The sequence below is a fragment of the Rhizobium sp. P32RR-XVIII genome (assembly GCF_012641395.1).
Taxonomy (GTDB): domain Bacteria; phylum Pseudomonadota; class Alphaproteobacteria; order Rhizobiales; family Rhizobiaceae; genus Rhizobium.
In genome coordinates, this window is the sequence record NZ_JABAIH010000005.1 from 416934 (window position 1) to 431540 (window position 14607).

Sequence of the window (14607 nt, forward strand, 5' to 3'; positions counted from 1 at the left end):
ATCACACCCTCCGCAATTCGTTCTGATTGATCGGCAACGACCGCAGCCGCTTGCCGGTCGCCGCGAAGATCGCGTTGAGGAGCGAGGGTGCGACACCAGGCGTGCCGACCTCTCCTATGCCGCCTGGGGCCTCGGAACTCGGCACGATGTGGACCTCGATCTTGGGTGTCTCGTAGATCCGCAGAACGGGAGAATCGTCGAAGTTGCTCTCCACCACGGCACCGTTCCGGACGGTGATGCGTCCGTAGAGAGCGGCACTGAGACCGTAGATGATGCCACTTTGTATCTGGGCTTCGATCGTGTCTGGGTTGACGACCTGGCCGCAATCGACGGCGCAGATGATGCGGTCCGTCTTGAGCTTTCCGTCTTCTCCGACGCTCACTTCCGAGATCATCGCGGCGAAACTGCCGAAATCCTCCGCGACAGCAATGCCTCTTCCCTTGCCGGCCGGGAGGGCGGTTGTCCATCCGGCCTTGTCCGCCGCCAGATCGAGCGCGGCGAGGAGACGCGGTTTATGCTGAAGCAGGCGCCGCCGGTACTCCAGCGAATCGACGCCGGCAGCATGGGCCAACTCGTCGATACCGCCTTCAACTACGGGCACATTGCGGGTCGCGCCGACGCCGCGCCAATTGCCTGTCAACATGCCGTCCGGCGCCTCGTGGCGGACGAAGTCCGTATATTTGTTCGGGATCGCATAGGGCGTCTCTGCACCACCCATGATATCAAGGTCTATGCCATTGCGGGTGAAGGCCGGCAGCCAGCGTGCCATGACCGAGGGGCCGATGACACGATGACGCCAGGAAACGGGTAAGCCGTCCGGCCCCAGGGTCGCGGTGACCTTGCTGTAGTTGAGATAGCGGTAACAGTCGTGGCGGATATCCTCCTCACGGCTCCAGGTGACCTTGACGGGGCCATCCACCTGCTTTGCGATCTTCGCCGCCAGAATGACGCCGTCGACATCCAGTCGCCGGCCGAAACCGCCGCCGAGAAAGTGGTTGTGCACGACGATCTTTTCCAAGGGGAGGCCTGTAACATCAGCGACGACCTGCCTTGTTCGTCCCATGATCTGCGTGCCGACCCATACATCGCAGCCATCAGTGCGGACATGGAGCGTGCAGTTCATCGGCTCCATGGCCGAATGGGTGAGGATCGGGAGGCGGTAGACGAACTCAAGCGCAGGTCCGTGCTCGGCTTCCGCTTTCGCAACATCGCCCACATTGATGTGTGGCAGAGCGTTGCCGCCAATTGCATCTTCCGCGCGCTTCTCCAAATCAACCAGCGAAAGAGCGCCATTCGGGCCGGGCTCCCATTCGATGGAGAGAGCCGCGAGCCCCTTTCTTGCGGCACCGGTGTTGTCGGCGACCACGGCAACAGCATCCTCTATCCGGACGACCTGTTTGACGCCCTTTACCGCCATTGCCGGTCCGTCTTCGACCGCGCGCAGTTTGCCGCCGAAGTGGGGACAGATCGCGATCGCCGCGTAAGACACGCCTTCCGGGCGGGCGTCGATACCGTATTTCGCCGTACCGTTGACCTTTTCCGGACTGTCAAGACGCCGGATGGACTGGCCGATCAGCTTGAAGCTGGACGCAGGCTTCAGGGGCATTTCCTGCGGAACGGCTTCGGATGCCGCAGCCTGTATCAGGCTGCCATAGGCAGCGCGGCGGCCGCTTGCGGCGTGGGCGACATGCCCGGCCTCGGCGTTGCACGTTTCCGGCGCGACGCCCCAGCCACGCGCCGCAGCGTTCACCAGCATGATGCGAGCGGCGGCGCCCGCCTTGCGCATCGGCGCGTAAACACCGCGGATGGCGATGGAGCCGCCGGTGATCTGGTCGCCCAGCAAAGGGTTTGCATAACGCGTGGGATCGGCCGGTGCATGCTCCAGCACCACCTGATCCAGGGTGACCTCCAACTCTTCGGCCAGCAGCATGGCGACCGAAGTATAAACGCCTTGTCCCATTTCCACGGACGGCATGACGAAGACGATCTTGCCTTCGGCAGGGATGCGAATGAAGGCGTTCGGTTCAAACGCCTCTTCGGCAGCGGACGAAGGCGAAGGCTGCAGGCCAATGACGAGGCCCGCTCCTGTCAGCGACGCGCCGATCAGAAAGTTGCGTCGCGAGACGGCGAGATTGATCTTGTCATGAATGGACATCGCATCACCTCGCCTGTGCGGCCGCCTTGATGGCGGCTCGAATGCGCGGATACGTACCGCATCGGCAGATATTTCCGGCCATGACGGCATCGATATCGCCGTCGGTCGGCGACGGATTGGCAGCGAGCAGCGCGGCCGCGGACATGATCTGTCCGGATTGACAGTAGCCGCACTGGACGACATCTATGTCGAGCCAGGCCTTCTGCACACGGGCGCCCTCGGCAGTCTCGCCAATCGCCTCGATCGTGGTGATCGGCTTGTCCACCGCATCGGCGAGCGGCATGACACACGACCTCACGGGCACGCCATCGACATGCACCGTACAGGCGCCGCACATTGCGATGCCGCAGCCAAATTTCGTTCCGGTAAGCCCTATGGTGTCGCGTAAGACCCATAGCAGCGGAATGTCGCCATCCACATCGATGGCATATTGCTTGCCATTGACCACAAGATCATAAGACATGTGAATATCGGCTGAAAGCCGTCCCCGACGAACACCCCAGCGCCTGCGAAACTACCAGTAAACCGCGGAGGTCGCCAGTTACATTTTGCAAGGCCGGCCCGCGCGATAAGCATGGGATTGTTCTGCCTTCCGAGCTGGCGGAGCAGAAGGTTCCGTACCTGTCCTCGGCGCTACGTTAATGCGGTCTGCCCGCGCCGGGTAGACGGACCCATCGAGAGCGCCGCCGGTGTTCTTTATTCCGCCAAAAAGTTCGTTCACGAGCCGTTAAGCGTAAACGTGCAATTTGAGATTCTGCGGGTGGGGCAGGCTCTAATCCCAACGGAGACAAAATGAAAAGACTAGTCTTGTCCACGCTCATCGCCGTTATAACGGCCAGCAGCGTCCTTACCGTGGCCGGCTCTGCGTCAGCAGACGACTGGCGCCGGCGGCATTACAACAATCACCACCATCATAATGGCAATGGCAATGCAATTGCCGGCGGTTTGGCTGCCGGTGTGATCGGCGGCCTCATCGGCGGCGCGATCGTCAACAGCAGCGGTCCGCGATACATCGATCCCCCGCCGCCACCACCGCCGCGTTGCTGGTTCGAGGACCGTCGAGTCCCGAACGCTTATGACGGTGGTTGGCACACGGAAAGCATCCGCGTCTGCCGATAGGCGCCTCCAGGTGATGAAAAAGGCCGGGCCAAACACGCACCGGCCTTTTCGATCTATGTAAAAGTCAAAAACGCGCGGCTTGCAGCGATTTTCGCTTGCGCGCTCACGCGCAAGCGGGCTCATCAATCCTCGTCCGGAATATGCGAATCGACTCCGATCGTTTCCAGCCGGTTGAGGACATGGCGGACGCCATCGACGGAGAGTGCTGCAAGCTCAGCTTTGCGAGCCATGCCGATCGTCTCCACCGAACCTTCCAGCGTCACGGTATGACCGTCGGCGTGAACGTCGATGCTGTTGAGGTCCAGGTCCGGAACCTGTTCGAGGTTCTCGGTGACCCGCGCTTCGAGCTCATCGCTATCGTCGCGGTCGATCGCATGAGGCTCAAGTGAATCCTTGAGTCGATTTTCGTCGCCGTTTTCGTCCGTGCCATCGACGCGGAAGCCGGGGTTGGGGTCGCGGTCGAAGTTGGCGGGCGTTGCCCCGTAAGGCCGATTCGCCGGGTCCGTCGATGCGGCGCCCGGCTCGTCGGCATATGGCCAGCCTTCGTCACGGTTGCGTTCTTCGTAGTCACGGTACTCGTCTTCGCGCGATACGGGCTTCTTGTCGTTCGTCTTCGCCATTCGTGTTCTCCTCAGACTGGTTGTCCGAAGAACGTTCACGACCGGGAATAGTTCGGCAGAGCTCCGTCAAATTGGCGGGCGGTCTTTTTAGCGGGCGGTCTTTTCCCACTTCCGGATCAGACGGTCGCGCTTCAGCTTCGACAGGCGCTGGAGCCAGAAGACGCCATCAAGCTGATCGGCTTCATGCTGGATACAGATGGCCAGGAAGCCGTCCGCATGCTCTTCATGTTGGACGCCCTGGAGATCCTGGTAGCGGAAATGGATTGCGCCGGGTCTCGTTACTTCTTCGGTGGCGCTCGGCATCGACACGCTGCCTTCGGTGTTGCGCGTCACTTTATCGGAAACCGAAACGATCTCAGGGTTGATATAGATCCGAACCCGATCTTCTTTGCCGAGCTCGATCACAACCACCCGCTGAAAGATGCCGACGTGGGCTGCGGTGATGCCGACGCCCGGCGCCGCACGCATCGTCTCCAATAGATCGTCTGCGAGCCGAGATAGTGCCGAATCGAAGAGCCTTACCGGTTCGCAGATCGTCTTCAGCCCGGGATGCGGATAGCGAAGTATGGGGAGGATGGCCATCGATTGTCAGTCCTTGTTCAGTTGTGGCGGAAACTACCGGCAAGGCGTCGCATTGTCATCTGGGGAGGCCGTTCGGCTCTGGACGGGACGGTACGTTTCGGTTAGCGGGGGAAGGGAATTGAAGCCGTCGGAGAAAGCGGTCGCAATTCGCTTATCCACTTGTTGACAATGCTTTTTCAGCCGCCATTCTCCGAACTGGCGACAGGCGTTAATCTTGAAAAATGCGAGGCGGCAGATGACGGACACTGGAGAAGAAGACCGCATCCGCAGGCGTTCCGACGATGAAGGAGCCGATATCTACGACGAAGACGGCAATGTCCGGAGCGACTTTCTGGCGCTTGTCGGCGCCGCCATTGCCGATCGGGACACGATCTTTCTCCGGCAGCACGTCGCGCGTCTCCACGAATCGGAAATAGGCGACCTGCTGGAATCGCTGCAACCGGATCAGCGCCTGGCCCTTGTGCACCTGCTCGGCGACGATTTCGACATGACGGCGCTGACCGAAGTCGACGAGGCGATTCGGCGCGAAATCGTCGATCAGATGCCGAACGAGCAGATCGCGGCGGCGATCGGAGAGCTCGATTCGGACGACGCAGTCTACATTCTCGAAGACCTCGACACGGAAGACCAGGAAGAAATCCTGGCGCAGCTGCCGTTCACGGAGCGGGTGCGCCTTCGCCGGGCTTTGGACTACCCGGAAAGTTCCGCCGGCCGTCGCATGCAGACCGAGTTCGTCGCCGTGCCGCCATTTTGGACGGTCGGACAGACGATCGACTACATGCGCGAGGAGGAGGACCTTCCTTATTCCTTCACGCAGATCTTCGTCATCGATCCCACCTTCAAATTGCTCGGCGCGGTCGATCTCGACCAAATCCTTCGCACCAAGCGGCAGACGAAGATCGAAGCGATCATGCGCGAAACGAGCCATCCGATCCCGGCCGAAATGGACCAGGAAGAGGCGGCGCAGCTCTTCGAGCAGTACGACCTGCTCTCCGCCGCCGTCGTGGACGAGAACGGCCGCCTTGTCGGCGTGCTAACCATCGACGACGTCGTCGACGTGATCCACGAGGAGGCCGACGAGGACATCAAGCGCCTCGGCGGCGTCGGTGACGAAGAGCTGTCGGACAATGTCATATCGACGGTGCGGTCGCGCTTCCTGTGGCTGTTCATCAATCTCGGCACAGCCATGCTCTCCGCAAGTGTCATCGGCCTGTTCGACGCGTCGATCGAGAAGATGATCGCACTTGCTGTGCTGATGCCGATCGTCGCCTCGATGGGCGGAAATGCCGGAACGCAGACGATGACGGTGACAGTGCGCGCGCTCGCGACCCGCGATATCGACATATACAATGCTGGCCGCATCATCCGCAGAGAGGCGGGCGTCGGCATTATGAATGGCGTCCTCTTTGCTACCCTCCTGGGCGCCATTGCCGGCACCTGGTTCCATGACTATCAGCTTGGCGTCGTCATTGGGGCTGCGATGATCATCAACCTTATGGCTGCGGCGCTCGCCGGCATTCTTCTGCCGCTTCTTCTTGACAAGGTGGGCGCAGATCCGGCCATAGCGTCGTCCGTCTTCGTGACGACGGTCACGGACTGTACCGGTTTCTTCGCCTTCCTCGGGATCGCCACGTGGTGGTTCGGTATCTGAGCCGTACCAAAATTGACTATTACGTAAAAGTCAATATGATGCGGCGCGAGAGTGGGAAGCCAATGCCTGTGAACAAATACTATAGCATAACGGAGCTAACGCGCGAATTTGGCGTGTCGACGCGCACGCTGCGCTTTTACGAGGATGAAGGTCTGATCCATCCGGAGAGGCGCGGACGCACGCGCCTGTTCCGCCAGGCCGATCGGCGCTTGATTCAGGAAATCCTGCGCGGGCGGCGTATCGGCTTCACGATCGCCGAGATCCGCGAAATCATCCAGGTCTACAAGGAGCCGCCGGGCGAACTTGGGCAGCTGAAGCTGCTGATGAAGCGCATCGATGAAAAGCGCGAGGATTTGCGCCAGAAGCGCAAGGACATCGACGATACGCTGACGGAACTCGACAACATCGAAGAGGCCTGCCTCGGCCGCCTCGCCGAAATCGGCGTCGGCACCTGAGCCGTTAGGGTTGCTGGGCTGGCAAGGCCTTAATGCTGCACTGGTTGGCGATGGATTGAATCCGTTCGTCCTCAGGTTTGACGGCACCTGAGTGGAACGGCACCAGGAGGTTTTGCTGCTGCAGTTCCGTTAGGGTGCATTGGCAATAGGTTTGGCAGGATGTCGCATCCATGCCGTCGCACCAAGCCGGGTTGCACTGTTTCATATGAATTTCACCAAGATCGGGCACCGCGGGCGGTATGACCATCGTGAGCCCATAGGCGATGGAAAACAGGACCGGCTGGTGAATTAGATAGAAAGCAAGGCTGTGGCGGCCGGCCCTCGCAAGCAGAGTGGAGCCGGTGCCGAATTTAGCAAGCCTGTCGAACAGCCCCGTCCTCATGGCAAGCAGCGTCGCCATGGCGCCAAGCATGAACGGCACTGCCCAGGGGAAGATCGGAACGTAATCATTCGATCGCTGAGGCATTTCGGCGAAGCCCATCCAGGCAAGATAGCGCGGATTGAAGACCGGCGAGCGCAGCAAGTTCGGTGCAATCCATGTATCCACAACCCATGCCGCGGTTATAACCGCCGTCGCGGCAATAGTCACCGGCAGCGGCAGACGCAGGAAAACAAGGCCAAGCAAGCTGAGAACGGCAATGCAATGCAGGATGCCGAAGAATATCCATTCACCCGGGAAGATGAACCGCGTCACGACGGAGATCGCAAGCGCTGCACCGGCGATCATCGCGAAGCGTCTCCAGAATGACGGCCAGCGGACCTCCGGCTTGCTCGAAAGCGCCATGCTGATGCCGGCGATGAAAAGGAAGGTGCTGGCGATGACCCGGGCATAGATCTTCAGCCAGCCGGTCTCCACCGTACCCGGCGCCAGATAGCCCATTGCTTCCAAGTCCCAGCTGAAGTGGTAGGTGGCCATCGCAACCAGCGCTACGCCACGCGCCGTATCGAGCAGCCCGATGCGGGGCACCCGGACGGACGCCTCGTTTTCGCTTGCTGAAATAGCCATCAGAGCTCCTTGGACAAATCATTGCCGCCATTCGCCGACATGTCGCGGCGAATAGCAGAAAGGTGGAGATTTGATGGCGGTTTGACATCCATGATGGCCAGACGCGCCTCGGAGAAGAATTGCCTTCGTGTCAGCACGACGACGATGATCGCCGTCGTCGCCATGAAAACGTAAGCGTTTATGAACCAGCCGAGATAACCGATCGACAGGAAAATCGCGCGAAGACCCTCGTTGAAGTGTCCACCGGCAAGGATGTTCATGCGGATGACGCGTTCGGCGGCGCGCTCGGCCGCAACGATATCGCTCTCGGCCTCTCGCACCATCGGGATGGTCCCAAAGAGGATGCTGCAGTAGTTGAAGAGCCGGTAGGACCAACCGAATTTAAAGAACGCGTAGGCAAAAAGAGCGGCCAGTCCTCCGACCTTGAGTTCGAAACTCGCAGTGCCGCCGTTAAAGACATAGGGCAGATCGGCGAAGACCGCATTCACCTTCTCGGTCGCGCCGAGCAGCGCAAAGCAGCTGCCGATTGCGAAGATCGAGGTCGATGCAAAGAAGGCTGTGCCGTTCTGCAATCCGGCCATGATCTGCGTGTCGATCATTTTGAGGTCGCGACGCAGCGAGTTGTAGATCCATTCGCGCCGCCGCTCGCTCATGGCGTGGGTCAGGCTCGTGCGGCCGAAGAATGTCCTGCCGCGCAGCAGCCAGGAATAGCCGAGCCATAGTATGGTGAAGAAAGCCAGTGCGATATAATCGGCCACCGAAAGCATCGATGATTCAATCCTAGATTCGACGCCGCCACTCTACAGATGCAAATGCATGCTGCAATGACTGGCAAGACGCGCCCGTTCGTTTTAGTGTCGCGCCAATTAAACGGGATGTCGGTCCGCCGCGAGTGCCGAAATAGGCCATCGGATAGTCTGGCGGAAGATTTTCATAGGAAGCAGGCATGTTCCTTTCGGTATTCGACGTTTTCAAGATCGGTATCGGGCCATCGAGCTCGCATACGATGGGGCCGATGTCGGCTGCCAATCGCTTCCTCGACCTGATCCTTTCAAATGAATGGCCACGCCCGTCGTCGGGCGCACAGGTTGCCGCCATCAAGGTCAGCCTGCACGGCTCGCTCGCACATACCGGCATCGGCCACGGAACGGGCAGGGCGGTCATTCTCGGCCTGATGGGAGAGAAGCCGGACAGTGTCGATCCTGACAAGATGGACGGCATTATCGACCAGGTGGAACGCTCCGGCCGCATCACGCCGCCCGGCCATCCGGCGTATTTCTTCATGCCGAAGAACGATCTGATCTTCGACAAGAAACAGCCGCTGCCGGGGCATGCGAACGGCATGATCTTCTCCGCCTATGACAAGGACGAACGGCTGCTGCTGAAGCGCATCTATTACTCCGTCGGCGGCGGTTTCGTCGTCACCGATACCGAGCTCGAACAGATGCGGGCCAAGAAGAAGGCGGCCGCAGGTGCGGTCAAGGTTCCATATCCGTTTGCCACAGCCAAGCAGATGCTGGAGATGGCGGAACGGTCCGGCCTCAGCATCGCCCAGATGAAGCGCACCAACGAGGAGAGCCAGCGGAGCCGCGAGGAGCTGGATGAGGGGCTCGACCGTATCTGGGAGGCGATGCGCTCCTGCATCGAACGAGGGCTCAAGGTTGACGGCGTGATGCCCGGCGGCCTGAACGTCCGGCGGCGCGCGCGGAAAATACATGACAAGCTGCAGGAGGAGTGGCGCAGCAACCGCATCAATCCGCTGCTCGCCAACGACTGGCTAAGTGTCTATGCCATGGCCGTCAACGAGGAGAACGCCGCAGGCGGCCGCGTGGTGACCGCGCCGACCAATGGTGCAGCCGGCGTCATTCCCGCGACGATCCGCTACTACGAGCATTTCCACGAGGACTGGGATCAGGACGGGATCCGGGACTATCTGCTGACTGCGGCGGCCATCGGCGGCATCATCAAGCACAATGCCTCCATCTCCGGCGCCGAAGTCGGCTGTCAGGGTGAAGTGGGTTCGGCGGCGGCCATGGCGGCGGCCGGGCTCGCGGCCGTGATGGGCGGGACGCCGGCACAGATCGAAAATGCTGCCGAAATCGCGCTCGAGCATCACCTCGGCATGACTTGCGATCCGGTTGCGGGTCTCGTCCAGGTGCCGTGCATCGAGCGGAATGCGCTGGGTGCGGTAAAGGCGGTGACGGCCGCCTCACTCGCCGTCAAGGGCGATGGCCAGCATTTCGTGCCGCTCGACGCCTGCATCGAAACCATGCGTCAGACCGGCCACGACATGAGCGAGAAATACAAGGAAACCTCAACCGGCGGTCTGGCCGTCAATGTCGTCGAGTGCTGACGTTGTGGACTTGCAGCCGGTAGATGCTTGACGCTGCCGGTCAAAAGGATTTCAACGGCAGCATGGCATTACATCTCATCAAATTGTGCGTGGGTGCAGACTCGATCGAGGACCTGCGCGAGTGGGTGGCCGAACGTTCGCTTCGAGCGATTGCGGCTGGCCTCGAGCCACATTCCGTGCACACGACGCGCATGGTCCCGAAACGCGTAGAAGAATTGCTCGACGGCGGTTCGCTCTATTGGGTGATCAAGGGACAGGTGCAGGCGCGCCAGAAGCTGCTGGACATCGAAACCTTCACAGACGGCGAGGGGATCGGCCGATGCCACCTCGTGCTTGGGCCGGAGGTCATCGAAACCGCCGTGCAGCCAAAACGCGCGTTCCAGGGCTGGCGCTATTATCCGGAAGAAGATGTGCCGCGGGATATCACGACGCTCGGCGATGGCGTTGCCGAAATGCCCGCAGATTTACGCCGCGAGCTCTCTGAGCTTGGGCTGCTCTAGGTTCAGCGCAGCCGCAGCATGACCGGCGACCTGCCATCCGCGCAGGTGACGTGCAGGTGAATGCGGGCTTCGGGCTGCGAATAGCGCCAGGCGCGCGCGCCATGGCAGAGCAGCAAGTTGATGAGGTCCTTGGTCTTCGCCGATTTCGCTCTCGGCCGATGCAAGCCGATTTCGGCGAGCCGGAGAGCAGCCTCATGCAGCGGATGAAAGCCGAACCGTCCCGGCCTGCCTGACCCGCGCGGCGGAAAGCCCGTAATATTGCCATTCGTTGCCATATTCGTCCCCGTACGCATTACAAATCGAGGTTAGGAACTCAAGCCGGCGTCGCGAACACCGAATCCGGCCTTGAACGGCGCCGCAGGAAAGGCCAGCGGCGCCGTAAATCTCATTGGGCCGAGGCCCAGCACTTCACGCCTGTACGCTTGAGGGCGTTGCAGGCATTCACAGCTTCGCGCTGGTCGTCGAAGCCGCCAAAGCGAGCGCGATAAATCTGGTCGCCACCATTTGAATAGGCGACGGCGAAAGGCTTCGCGGAACGCAGCGCCTTGCCGCCCTTGCTCTTCGCCTTTTCCAGCAAGTCCATCGCCATGTCGCGGCTGGAAGACACACCGATCTGCACAACCCAGCCGCTCGGCTCCTGCTCCGCGCTCAAGACGCGCTTTGCAGCAGCTGGCTGCGGGGCCACGGAGGCGGTCGTTACCGCATCAACCGGATCGCTGGCAGCCTGCTCCGGCGGCATGTAGGCCGGGGCGGGAGACGGAACGGCGACCGAGGCCTGCTTGAAGCTCGTCGTCTTCACCTTCGTCGGAGCAGGTATCTCGGGCTTCTGTTGTGCAACAAGTGGGTTTTCGGAGCTTTGAGCCGGCGAGTCGGTATAGGCAACCGCTGCCGATGCCACCTCGTAACGTGTATCCGGCGTCGGACCCTTGTGCGGCAGATCGACGTCAGCGGTAGCGACCGAAGCGTCGGCCGCAGGGGTTGGCGCCTTCTCGGCGATTAGGTTCGAGCCACCGCGCGTCGAAGCTTTTGGAAGGTAAGCCGCAATGAGCTTGCGCATCTGAGAATCGCGGGCAGGTGTCGACGTTCCGCCCATGACGACGCCGACGATCGATTTGCCATCCACCTGCACCGAGCTCACGAGATTGAAGCCGGCAGCGCGAGTATAGCCGGTCTTGATGCCGTCAACGCCGCGCACGGAACCGACAAGGCGGTTGTGGCTGCGGATGATGCGGTTGCCGAACTTGAAGCTACGCGTGGAGAAATAGGCGTAATACTGCGGAAAATGCTGACGAAGAGCGATGCCGAGACGGGCCTGGTCGCGCGCCGTGGTCATCTGAGCCGTATTCGGCAGGCCGTTGGCATTGCGATAGGTGGTGCGGGTCATGCCGAGCGCATGTGCCTTTGCCGTCATCATCTGCCCGAAACGGTCTTCGCTGCCGCCAAGCAATTCGCCAAGCGCGGTTGCCGCGTCATTGGCGGAGAGCGTGACAAGACCAAGGATGCCCTGCTCGACGGTGATCGAATTGCCGGCTTTCACACCGAGCTTGGTCGGAGCCTGCGCAGATGCATGAGCGGAAAAGGGAACGCGTGTGTCCAGACGAATACGCCCTTGCTCAAGCGCCTCGAAGACCATGTATAGCGTCATCATCTTCGTCAGCGACGCCGGGTATTGCAGACGGTCGGAATTCTCGCTGTAGAGCACGTTCCCCGTTTTCGCATCGACGACAATGCCCGCATATTTCGGATTGGCGGCTTCTGCTTCTGCGGTGACCGATTCAGCGAGAAAGGCGGTTGTTGCGATCGCAACCACAGCCAGAATCTTGAACAGGAAATTGCCGGACCTCGGCGACGGTACGAAGGATACAGACCTTGACACTATTTAACTCTTCGCTTGCATTTCACTAGTGGTCGGCGCGCACATCCGTATCGGCGCGACCATTGTCTTTTGACGTTAGCCTGGTGGGGTTACCAATCCGTTTATGATTAATCGTTTGCTTCGCCGTCCGGCTGCTTTTTAGCGGGGTGTTGCGGTACGGGTCACAAGCCGCGCTTCCACAAAGGTTCGAATAGCGGCATCAATATGGTCCCAGTCCTGCAAATGACGGCTTGAGAAACGATAAAGGACGCTGAGATCCTTCCCAACTTTAATGTCGCGTTGGCAATCCCCGCTTGTCGCATCGGCCGGGGACGAGGGCAGGATACAGCGCACGGCATATTCGGTCTGGTTTGCACGCGCTCCGGTCAGCAGAACCTCGCCGCCATAGCCCGCTTCGGCCTTCAACTTGCGGAGCGTCAGGCCGTGGCCGTAAGGAACGGCGGCTCCCTCCGTCAGATGCGAATAGATTGGCTCGAGCCGGCCGGACATGTCCTGCGACATCGTGCTCTGGGTGATCTGCACGAAGATGAGATTGGCGGACAGCGATATGTCGTCAAAGCGCTGACGGTACTCCTTCGAATAGCCCTGCATCTCTGGCCATGTGAGGTAAATGTCGGCGCGTTCTGCCACTCCGTTGTGCCTCTGGCTTGGGAAGCGCAAGGCATTTTCAGGCAGATTGAGTGCGTCGCGGCCAATGGCGATCGTGACTGCCTCCGTGCTGTCGGTATTTCCCGCCAGCGTAATGTGCCGCCCGATCCAGCGGCCACCAATACTGATTGCAAGCGTCAGCGTGGCAAGAACGGTGACGAGCGCGATCAATCGCACGATCAAGCCGTTGGAAAAGAGGGGCGCCTCATCGGGTGTGTCGGCGCTACGGGCAAAGTGGCTCATGGCGGGCTCTTCAGTTGTCTGACCGCCGTAAACGAAACTGGAGCCGCCGGTGCTTAATCTCGCGAAAAGATCCAGCAGTTCGGTAAAGGAAGGGTTAATTCGGATGAGCTTGAAAAAGTAAGCTGCTCCCGGGACAGCGGGAGCGGCTCAGGGCACCGGTCGGGACGGGATGCGGGGACGGACCGGGCCGAGTGGAACCTGCCGGTACCCCCGGCGGGTGCAATTCATCTTAGCGTACGCTACCAACTGCGACGGCACGGCCGTCCTGCAACTTCGTCCAGCGTGCCGGATCATCGGCGGACTGACGCTTCAGGAAGGTGTACTCGGTATCGGCCCAGAGCATCACCTTGTTGCGCATGTTGTCGAGGATGAAGTCGCCGTGGTCTGTGCGGACCGTCAGCACGGCATGGCCTTCGCCATTCGGCTGCATGACGACGGTCATGAGCAGGTCGGACGGCGAGAAGCCGTCGTCGATCAGCATCTTGCGTTTCAGCAGCGCGAAGTCCTCGCAGTCGCCGACGGTGCGGGGGTAGGCCCAGCGCTCTTCGACGCCATAGATTTCCATGTCGGTCATCGGCTTGATCTGCGAGTTGACCTCGTAGTTGATCTTGAGGATCGTCTTCCAGCGCTCTTCCGTCAGGATCGCCGGACCGGCGTCGCCGCCGGCGTAGGCGCATTCGCTCGGATTTGCCCTGCAAAATTCGTAGTGGCCGATCGGTGGGCTGGCATTGCCTGCTAGTGTCATGCTGCCAGGCGCCGCTTGTCCCGCGCCCGCCATCGCCATCAGCAGTATACCGCCGAAAAAGCCGCCTTTGATTGCATTGAACATCGTTTTTGTCGTCCCTGTTCTATGAGGACGATAATGGCACAGACGTTTTTATCTGCCGCAAAATTACGCAATAGAATTAAAGGCTTAGTTGATTCAAAGGCGCATAAAACCTGATTAAAAACAAAGTCGAATACGCGTAAAATTGGATGCGGTTTCGACGTAAATTTGAATAAAACTCTAAGCGTCAGAACAACGCCCGGAGGCCACGCAAGCGGCGGCTCTCCATGCAAAAGTTAACGGCAAGGCCGGATTTCGGGAGGTTGCCTGGCTGCCAATCGACATCCGAGCATCACGGACGGGTGTGTAAATCAGGCGGGAAGGCTGAGTTTGGCGGGTCAGCGCGGCTGATCTCAGCTGCAGCCCGCAAAAATTATTTTCGAAGAGTTTCGCGAAATTCGTTGGTTGCCGCGACGATCGCGGAGGAGATAGCGGTGTTCGATGTCGCGTGCGCCGCGTTTTCAATCACGACAAGGCGGCTGCTAGGCCATGCTTCGGCCAGTTCCCAAGCGGTTGTGAGCGCCCTAGATCCGGTTGCCGTTCACCGGTCTCCAGGAATCCCTCTTCGTAGGG

Annotated in this window: 15 protein-coding genes; 5 read left to right on the forward strand and 10 right to left on the reverse strand. The window is 60.2% G+C overall.

All coding sequences use genetic code 11. The features are described 5' to 3' along the window. Position 1 precedes the first annotated feature (1 nt). Positions 2–2155 carry a xanthine dehydrogenase family protein molybdopterin-binding subunit gene (locus HGP14_RS17965; RefSeq protein ID WP_168831211.1) on the reverse strand — a complete coding sequence of 718 codons (2154 nt, stop codon included), beginning with the start codon at positions 2153–2155 and terminating at the stop codon, positions 2–4. Positions 2156–2159: 4 nt separating this feature from the next. Continuing rightward, positions 2160–2618, reverse strand: coding sequence for a (2Fe-2S)-binding protein (locus HGP14_RS17970; protein WP_168831212.1), 459 nt, complete (start codon positions 2616–2618; stop codon positions 2160–2162). Positions 2619–2947: 329 nt separating this feature from the next. Between HGP14_RS17970 and HGP14_RS17975 the strand changes: the two genes are divergently transcribed. Continuing rightward, positions 2948–3274, forward strand: a complete 327-nt coding sequence (locus tag HGP14_RS17975; protein WP_168831213.1) for a hypothetical protein — start codon at positions 2948–2950, stop codon at positions 3272–3274. A 122-nt stretch (positions 3275–3396) separates the two neighbouring features. Here the strand turns inward: HGP14_RS17975 and HGP14_RS17980 are convergent, their stop codons facing one another. Both HGP14_RS17980 and HGP14_RS17985 read right to left on the reverse strand, forming a co-directional pair. Next, positions 3397–3894 (reverse strand): BON domain-containing protein, encoded by a 498-nt coding sequence (locus HGP14_RS17980; RefSeq protein ID WP_168831214.1) that lies wholly within the window; start codon positions 3892–3894, stop codon positions 3397–3399. Positions 3895–3981: 87 nt separating this feature from the next. Next, complete coding sequence (locus tag HGP14_RS17985; RefSeq protein ID WP_168831215.1) at positions 3982–4476, reverse strand: peptide deformylase; 495 nt, start codon at positions 4474–4476, stop codon at positions 3982–3984. Between the two features lie 235 nt (positions 4477–4711). Here HGP14_RS17985 and mgtE point away from each other — a divergent pair, with 235 nt between their 5' ends. Continuing rightward, positions 4712–6127 (forward strand): magnesium transporter, encoded by a 1416-nt coding sequence (mgtE, locus tag HGP14_RS17990; protein ID WP_168831216.1) that lies wholly within the window; start codon positions 4712–4714, stop codon positions 6125–6127. Positions 6128–6189: 62 nt separating this feature from the next. Beyond that, on the forward strand, positions 6190–6582 hold the full coding sequence (locus HGP14_RS17995) for a MerR family DNA-binding transcriptional regulator (RefSeq protein ID WP_168831217.1): 393 nt from the start codon (positions 6190–6192) through the stop codon (positions 6580–6582). 4 nt (positions 6583–6586) lie between these two features. On the opposite strand, the gene HGP14_RS18000 is transcribed toward HGP14_RS17995, so the two are convergent. Both HGP14_RS18000 and HGP14_RS18005 read right to left on the reverse strand, forming a co-directional pair. Beyond that, positions 6587–7588: a heparan-alpha-glucosaminide N-acetyltransferase gene (locus HGP14_RS18000; RefSeq protein WP_168831218.1), complete on the reverse strand. Its 1002-nt coding sequence runs from the start codon at positions 7586–7588 to the stop codon at positions 6587–6589. Then, on the reverse strand, positions 7588–8355 hold the full coding sequence (locus HGP14_RS18005) for a DUF599 domain-containing protein (RefSeq protein WP_168831219.1): 768 nt from the start codon (positions 8353–8355) through the stop codon (positions 7588–7590). The genes HGP14_RS18000 and HGP14_RS18005 overlap by 1 nt, the downstream gene beginning before the upstream one ends. A 179-nt stretch (positions 8356–8534) precedes the next feature. Here HGP14_RS18005 and HGP14_RS18010 point away from each other — a divergent pair, with 179 nt between their 5' ends. Further along, positions 8535–9941 (forward strand): L-serine ammonia-lyase, encoded by a 1407-nt coding sequence (locus HGP14_RS18010; protein WP_168831220.1) that lies wholly within the window; start codon positions 8535–8537, stop codon positions 9939–9941. 62 nt (positions 9942–10003) lie between these two features. Further along, positions 10004–10441 (forward strand): DUF1489 family protein, encoded by a 438-nt coding sequence (locus HGP14_RS18015; protein WP_168831306.1) that lies wholly within the window; start codon positions 10004–10006, stop codon positions 10439–10441. A gap of 2 nt (positions 10442–10443) precedes the next feature. On the opposite strand, the gene HGP14_RS18020 is transcribed toward HGP14_RS18015, so the two are convergent. The 4 genes from HGP14_RS18020 to HGP14_RS18035 form a co-directional block, all read right to left on the reverse strand. Further along, positions 10444–10716: a hypothetical protein gene (locus HGP14_RS18020; protein ID WP_168831221.1), complete on the reverse strand. Its 273-nt coding sequence runs from the start codon at positions 10714–10716 to the stop codon at positions 10444–10446. Between the two features lie 110 nt (positions 10717–10826). Continuing rightward, the gene (locus tag HGP14_RS18025; RefSeq protein ID WP_312862150.1) at positions 10827–12320 is read right to left on the reverse strand and encodes a serine hydrolase; all 1494 of its coding nucleotides are present in this window, start codon (positions 12318–12320) and stop codon (positions 10827–10829) included. Positions 12321–12455: 135 nt separating this feature from the next. After that, on the reverse strand, positions 12456–13208 hold the full coding sequence (locus HGP14_RS18030) for a hypothetical protein (RefSeq protein WP_168831223.1): 753 nt from the start codon (positions 13206–13208) through the stop codon (positions 12456–12458). Positions 13209–13437: 229 nt separating this feature from the next. Beyond that, complete coding sequence (locus HGP14_RS18035; protein WP_168831224.1) at positions 13438–14037, reverse strand: transglutaminase-like cysteine peptidase; 600 nt, start codon at positions 14035–14037, stop codon at positions 13438–13440. Positions 14038–14607 lie beyond the last annotated feature (570 nt).

Coding starts and splice junctions, on each gene's coding strand:
- HGP14_RS17965 (WP_168831211.1), bottom strand. CDS start 2,155: ATGTCCATTCATGACAAGATCAATCTCGCCGTCTCGCGACGCAACTTT.
- HGP14_RS17970 (WP_168831212.1), bottom strand. CDS start 2,618: ATGTCTTATGATCTTGTGGTCAATGGCAAGCAATATGCCATCGATGTG.
- HGP14_RS17975 (WP_168831213.1), top strand. CDS start 2,948: ATGAAAAGACTAGTCTTGTCCACGCTCATCGCCGTTATAACGGCCAGC.
- HGP14_RS17980 (WP_168831214.1), bottom strand. CDS start 3,894: ATGGCGAAGACGAACGACAAGAAGCCCGTATCGCGCGAAGACGAGTAC.
- HGP14_RS17985 (WP_168831215.1), bottom strand. CDS start 4,476: ATGGCCATCCTCCCCATACTTCGCTATCCGCATCCCGGGCTGAAGACG.
- mgtE (WP_168831216.1), top strand. CDS start 4,712: ATGACGGACACTGGAGAAGAAGACCGCATCCGCAGGCGTTCCGACGAT.
- HGP14_RS17995 (WP_168831217.1), top strand. CDS start 6,190: ATGCCTGTGAACAAATACTATAGCATAACGGAGCTAACGCGCGAATTT.
- HGP14_RS18000 (WP_168831218.1), bottom strand. CDS start 7,588: ATGGCTATTTCAGCAAGCGAAAACGAGGCGTCCGTCCGGGTGCCCCGC.
- HGP14_RS18005 (WP_168831219.1), bottom strand. CDS start 8,355: ATGCTTTCGGTGGCCGATTATATCGCACTGGCTTTCTTCACCATACTA.
- HGP14_RS18010 (WP_168831220.1), top strand. CDS start 8,535: ATGTTCCTTTCGGTATTCGACGTTTTCAAGATCGGTATCGGGCCATCG.
- HGP14_RS18015 (WP_168831306.1), top strand. CDS start 10,004: ATGGCATTACATCTCATCAAATTGTGCGTGGGTGCAGACTCGATCGAG.
- HGP14_RS18020 (WP_168831221.1), bottom strand. CDS start 10,716: ATGGCAACGAATGGCAATATTACGGGCTTTCCGCCGCGCGGGTCAGGC.
- HGP14_RS18030 (WP_168831223.1), bottom strand. CDS start 13,208: ATGAGCCACTTTGCCCGTAGCGCCGACACACCCGATGAGGCGCCCCTC.
- HGP14_RS18035 (WP_168831224.1), bottom strand. CDS start 14,037: ATGTTCAATGCAATCAAAGGCGGCTTTTTCGGCGGTATACTGCTGATG.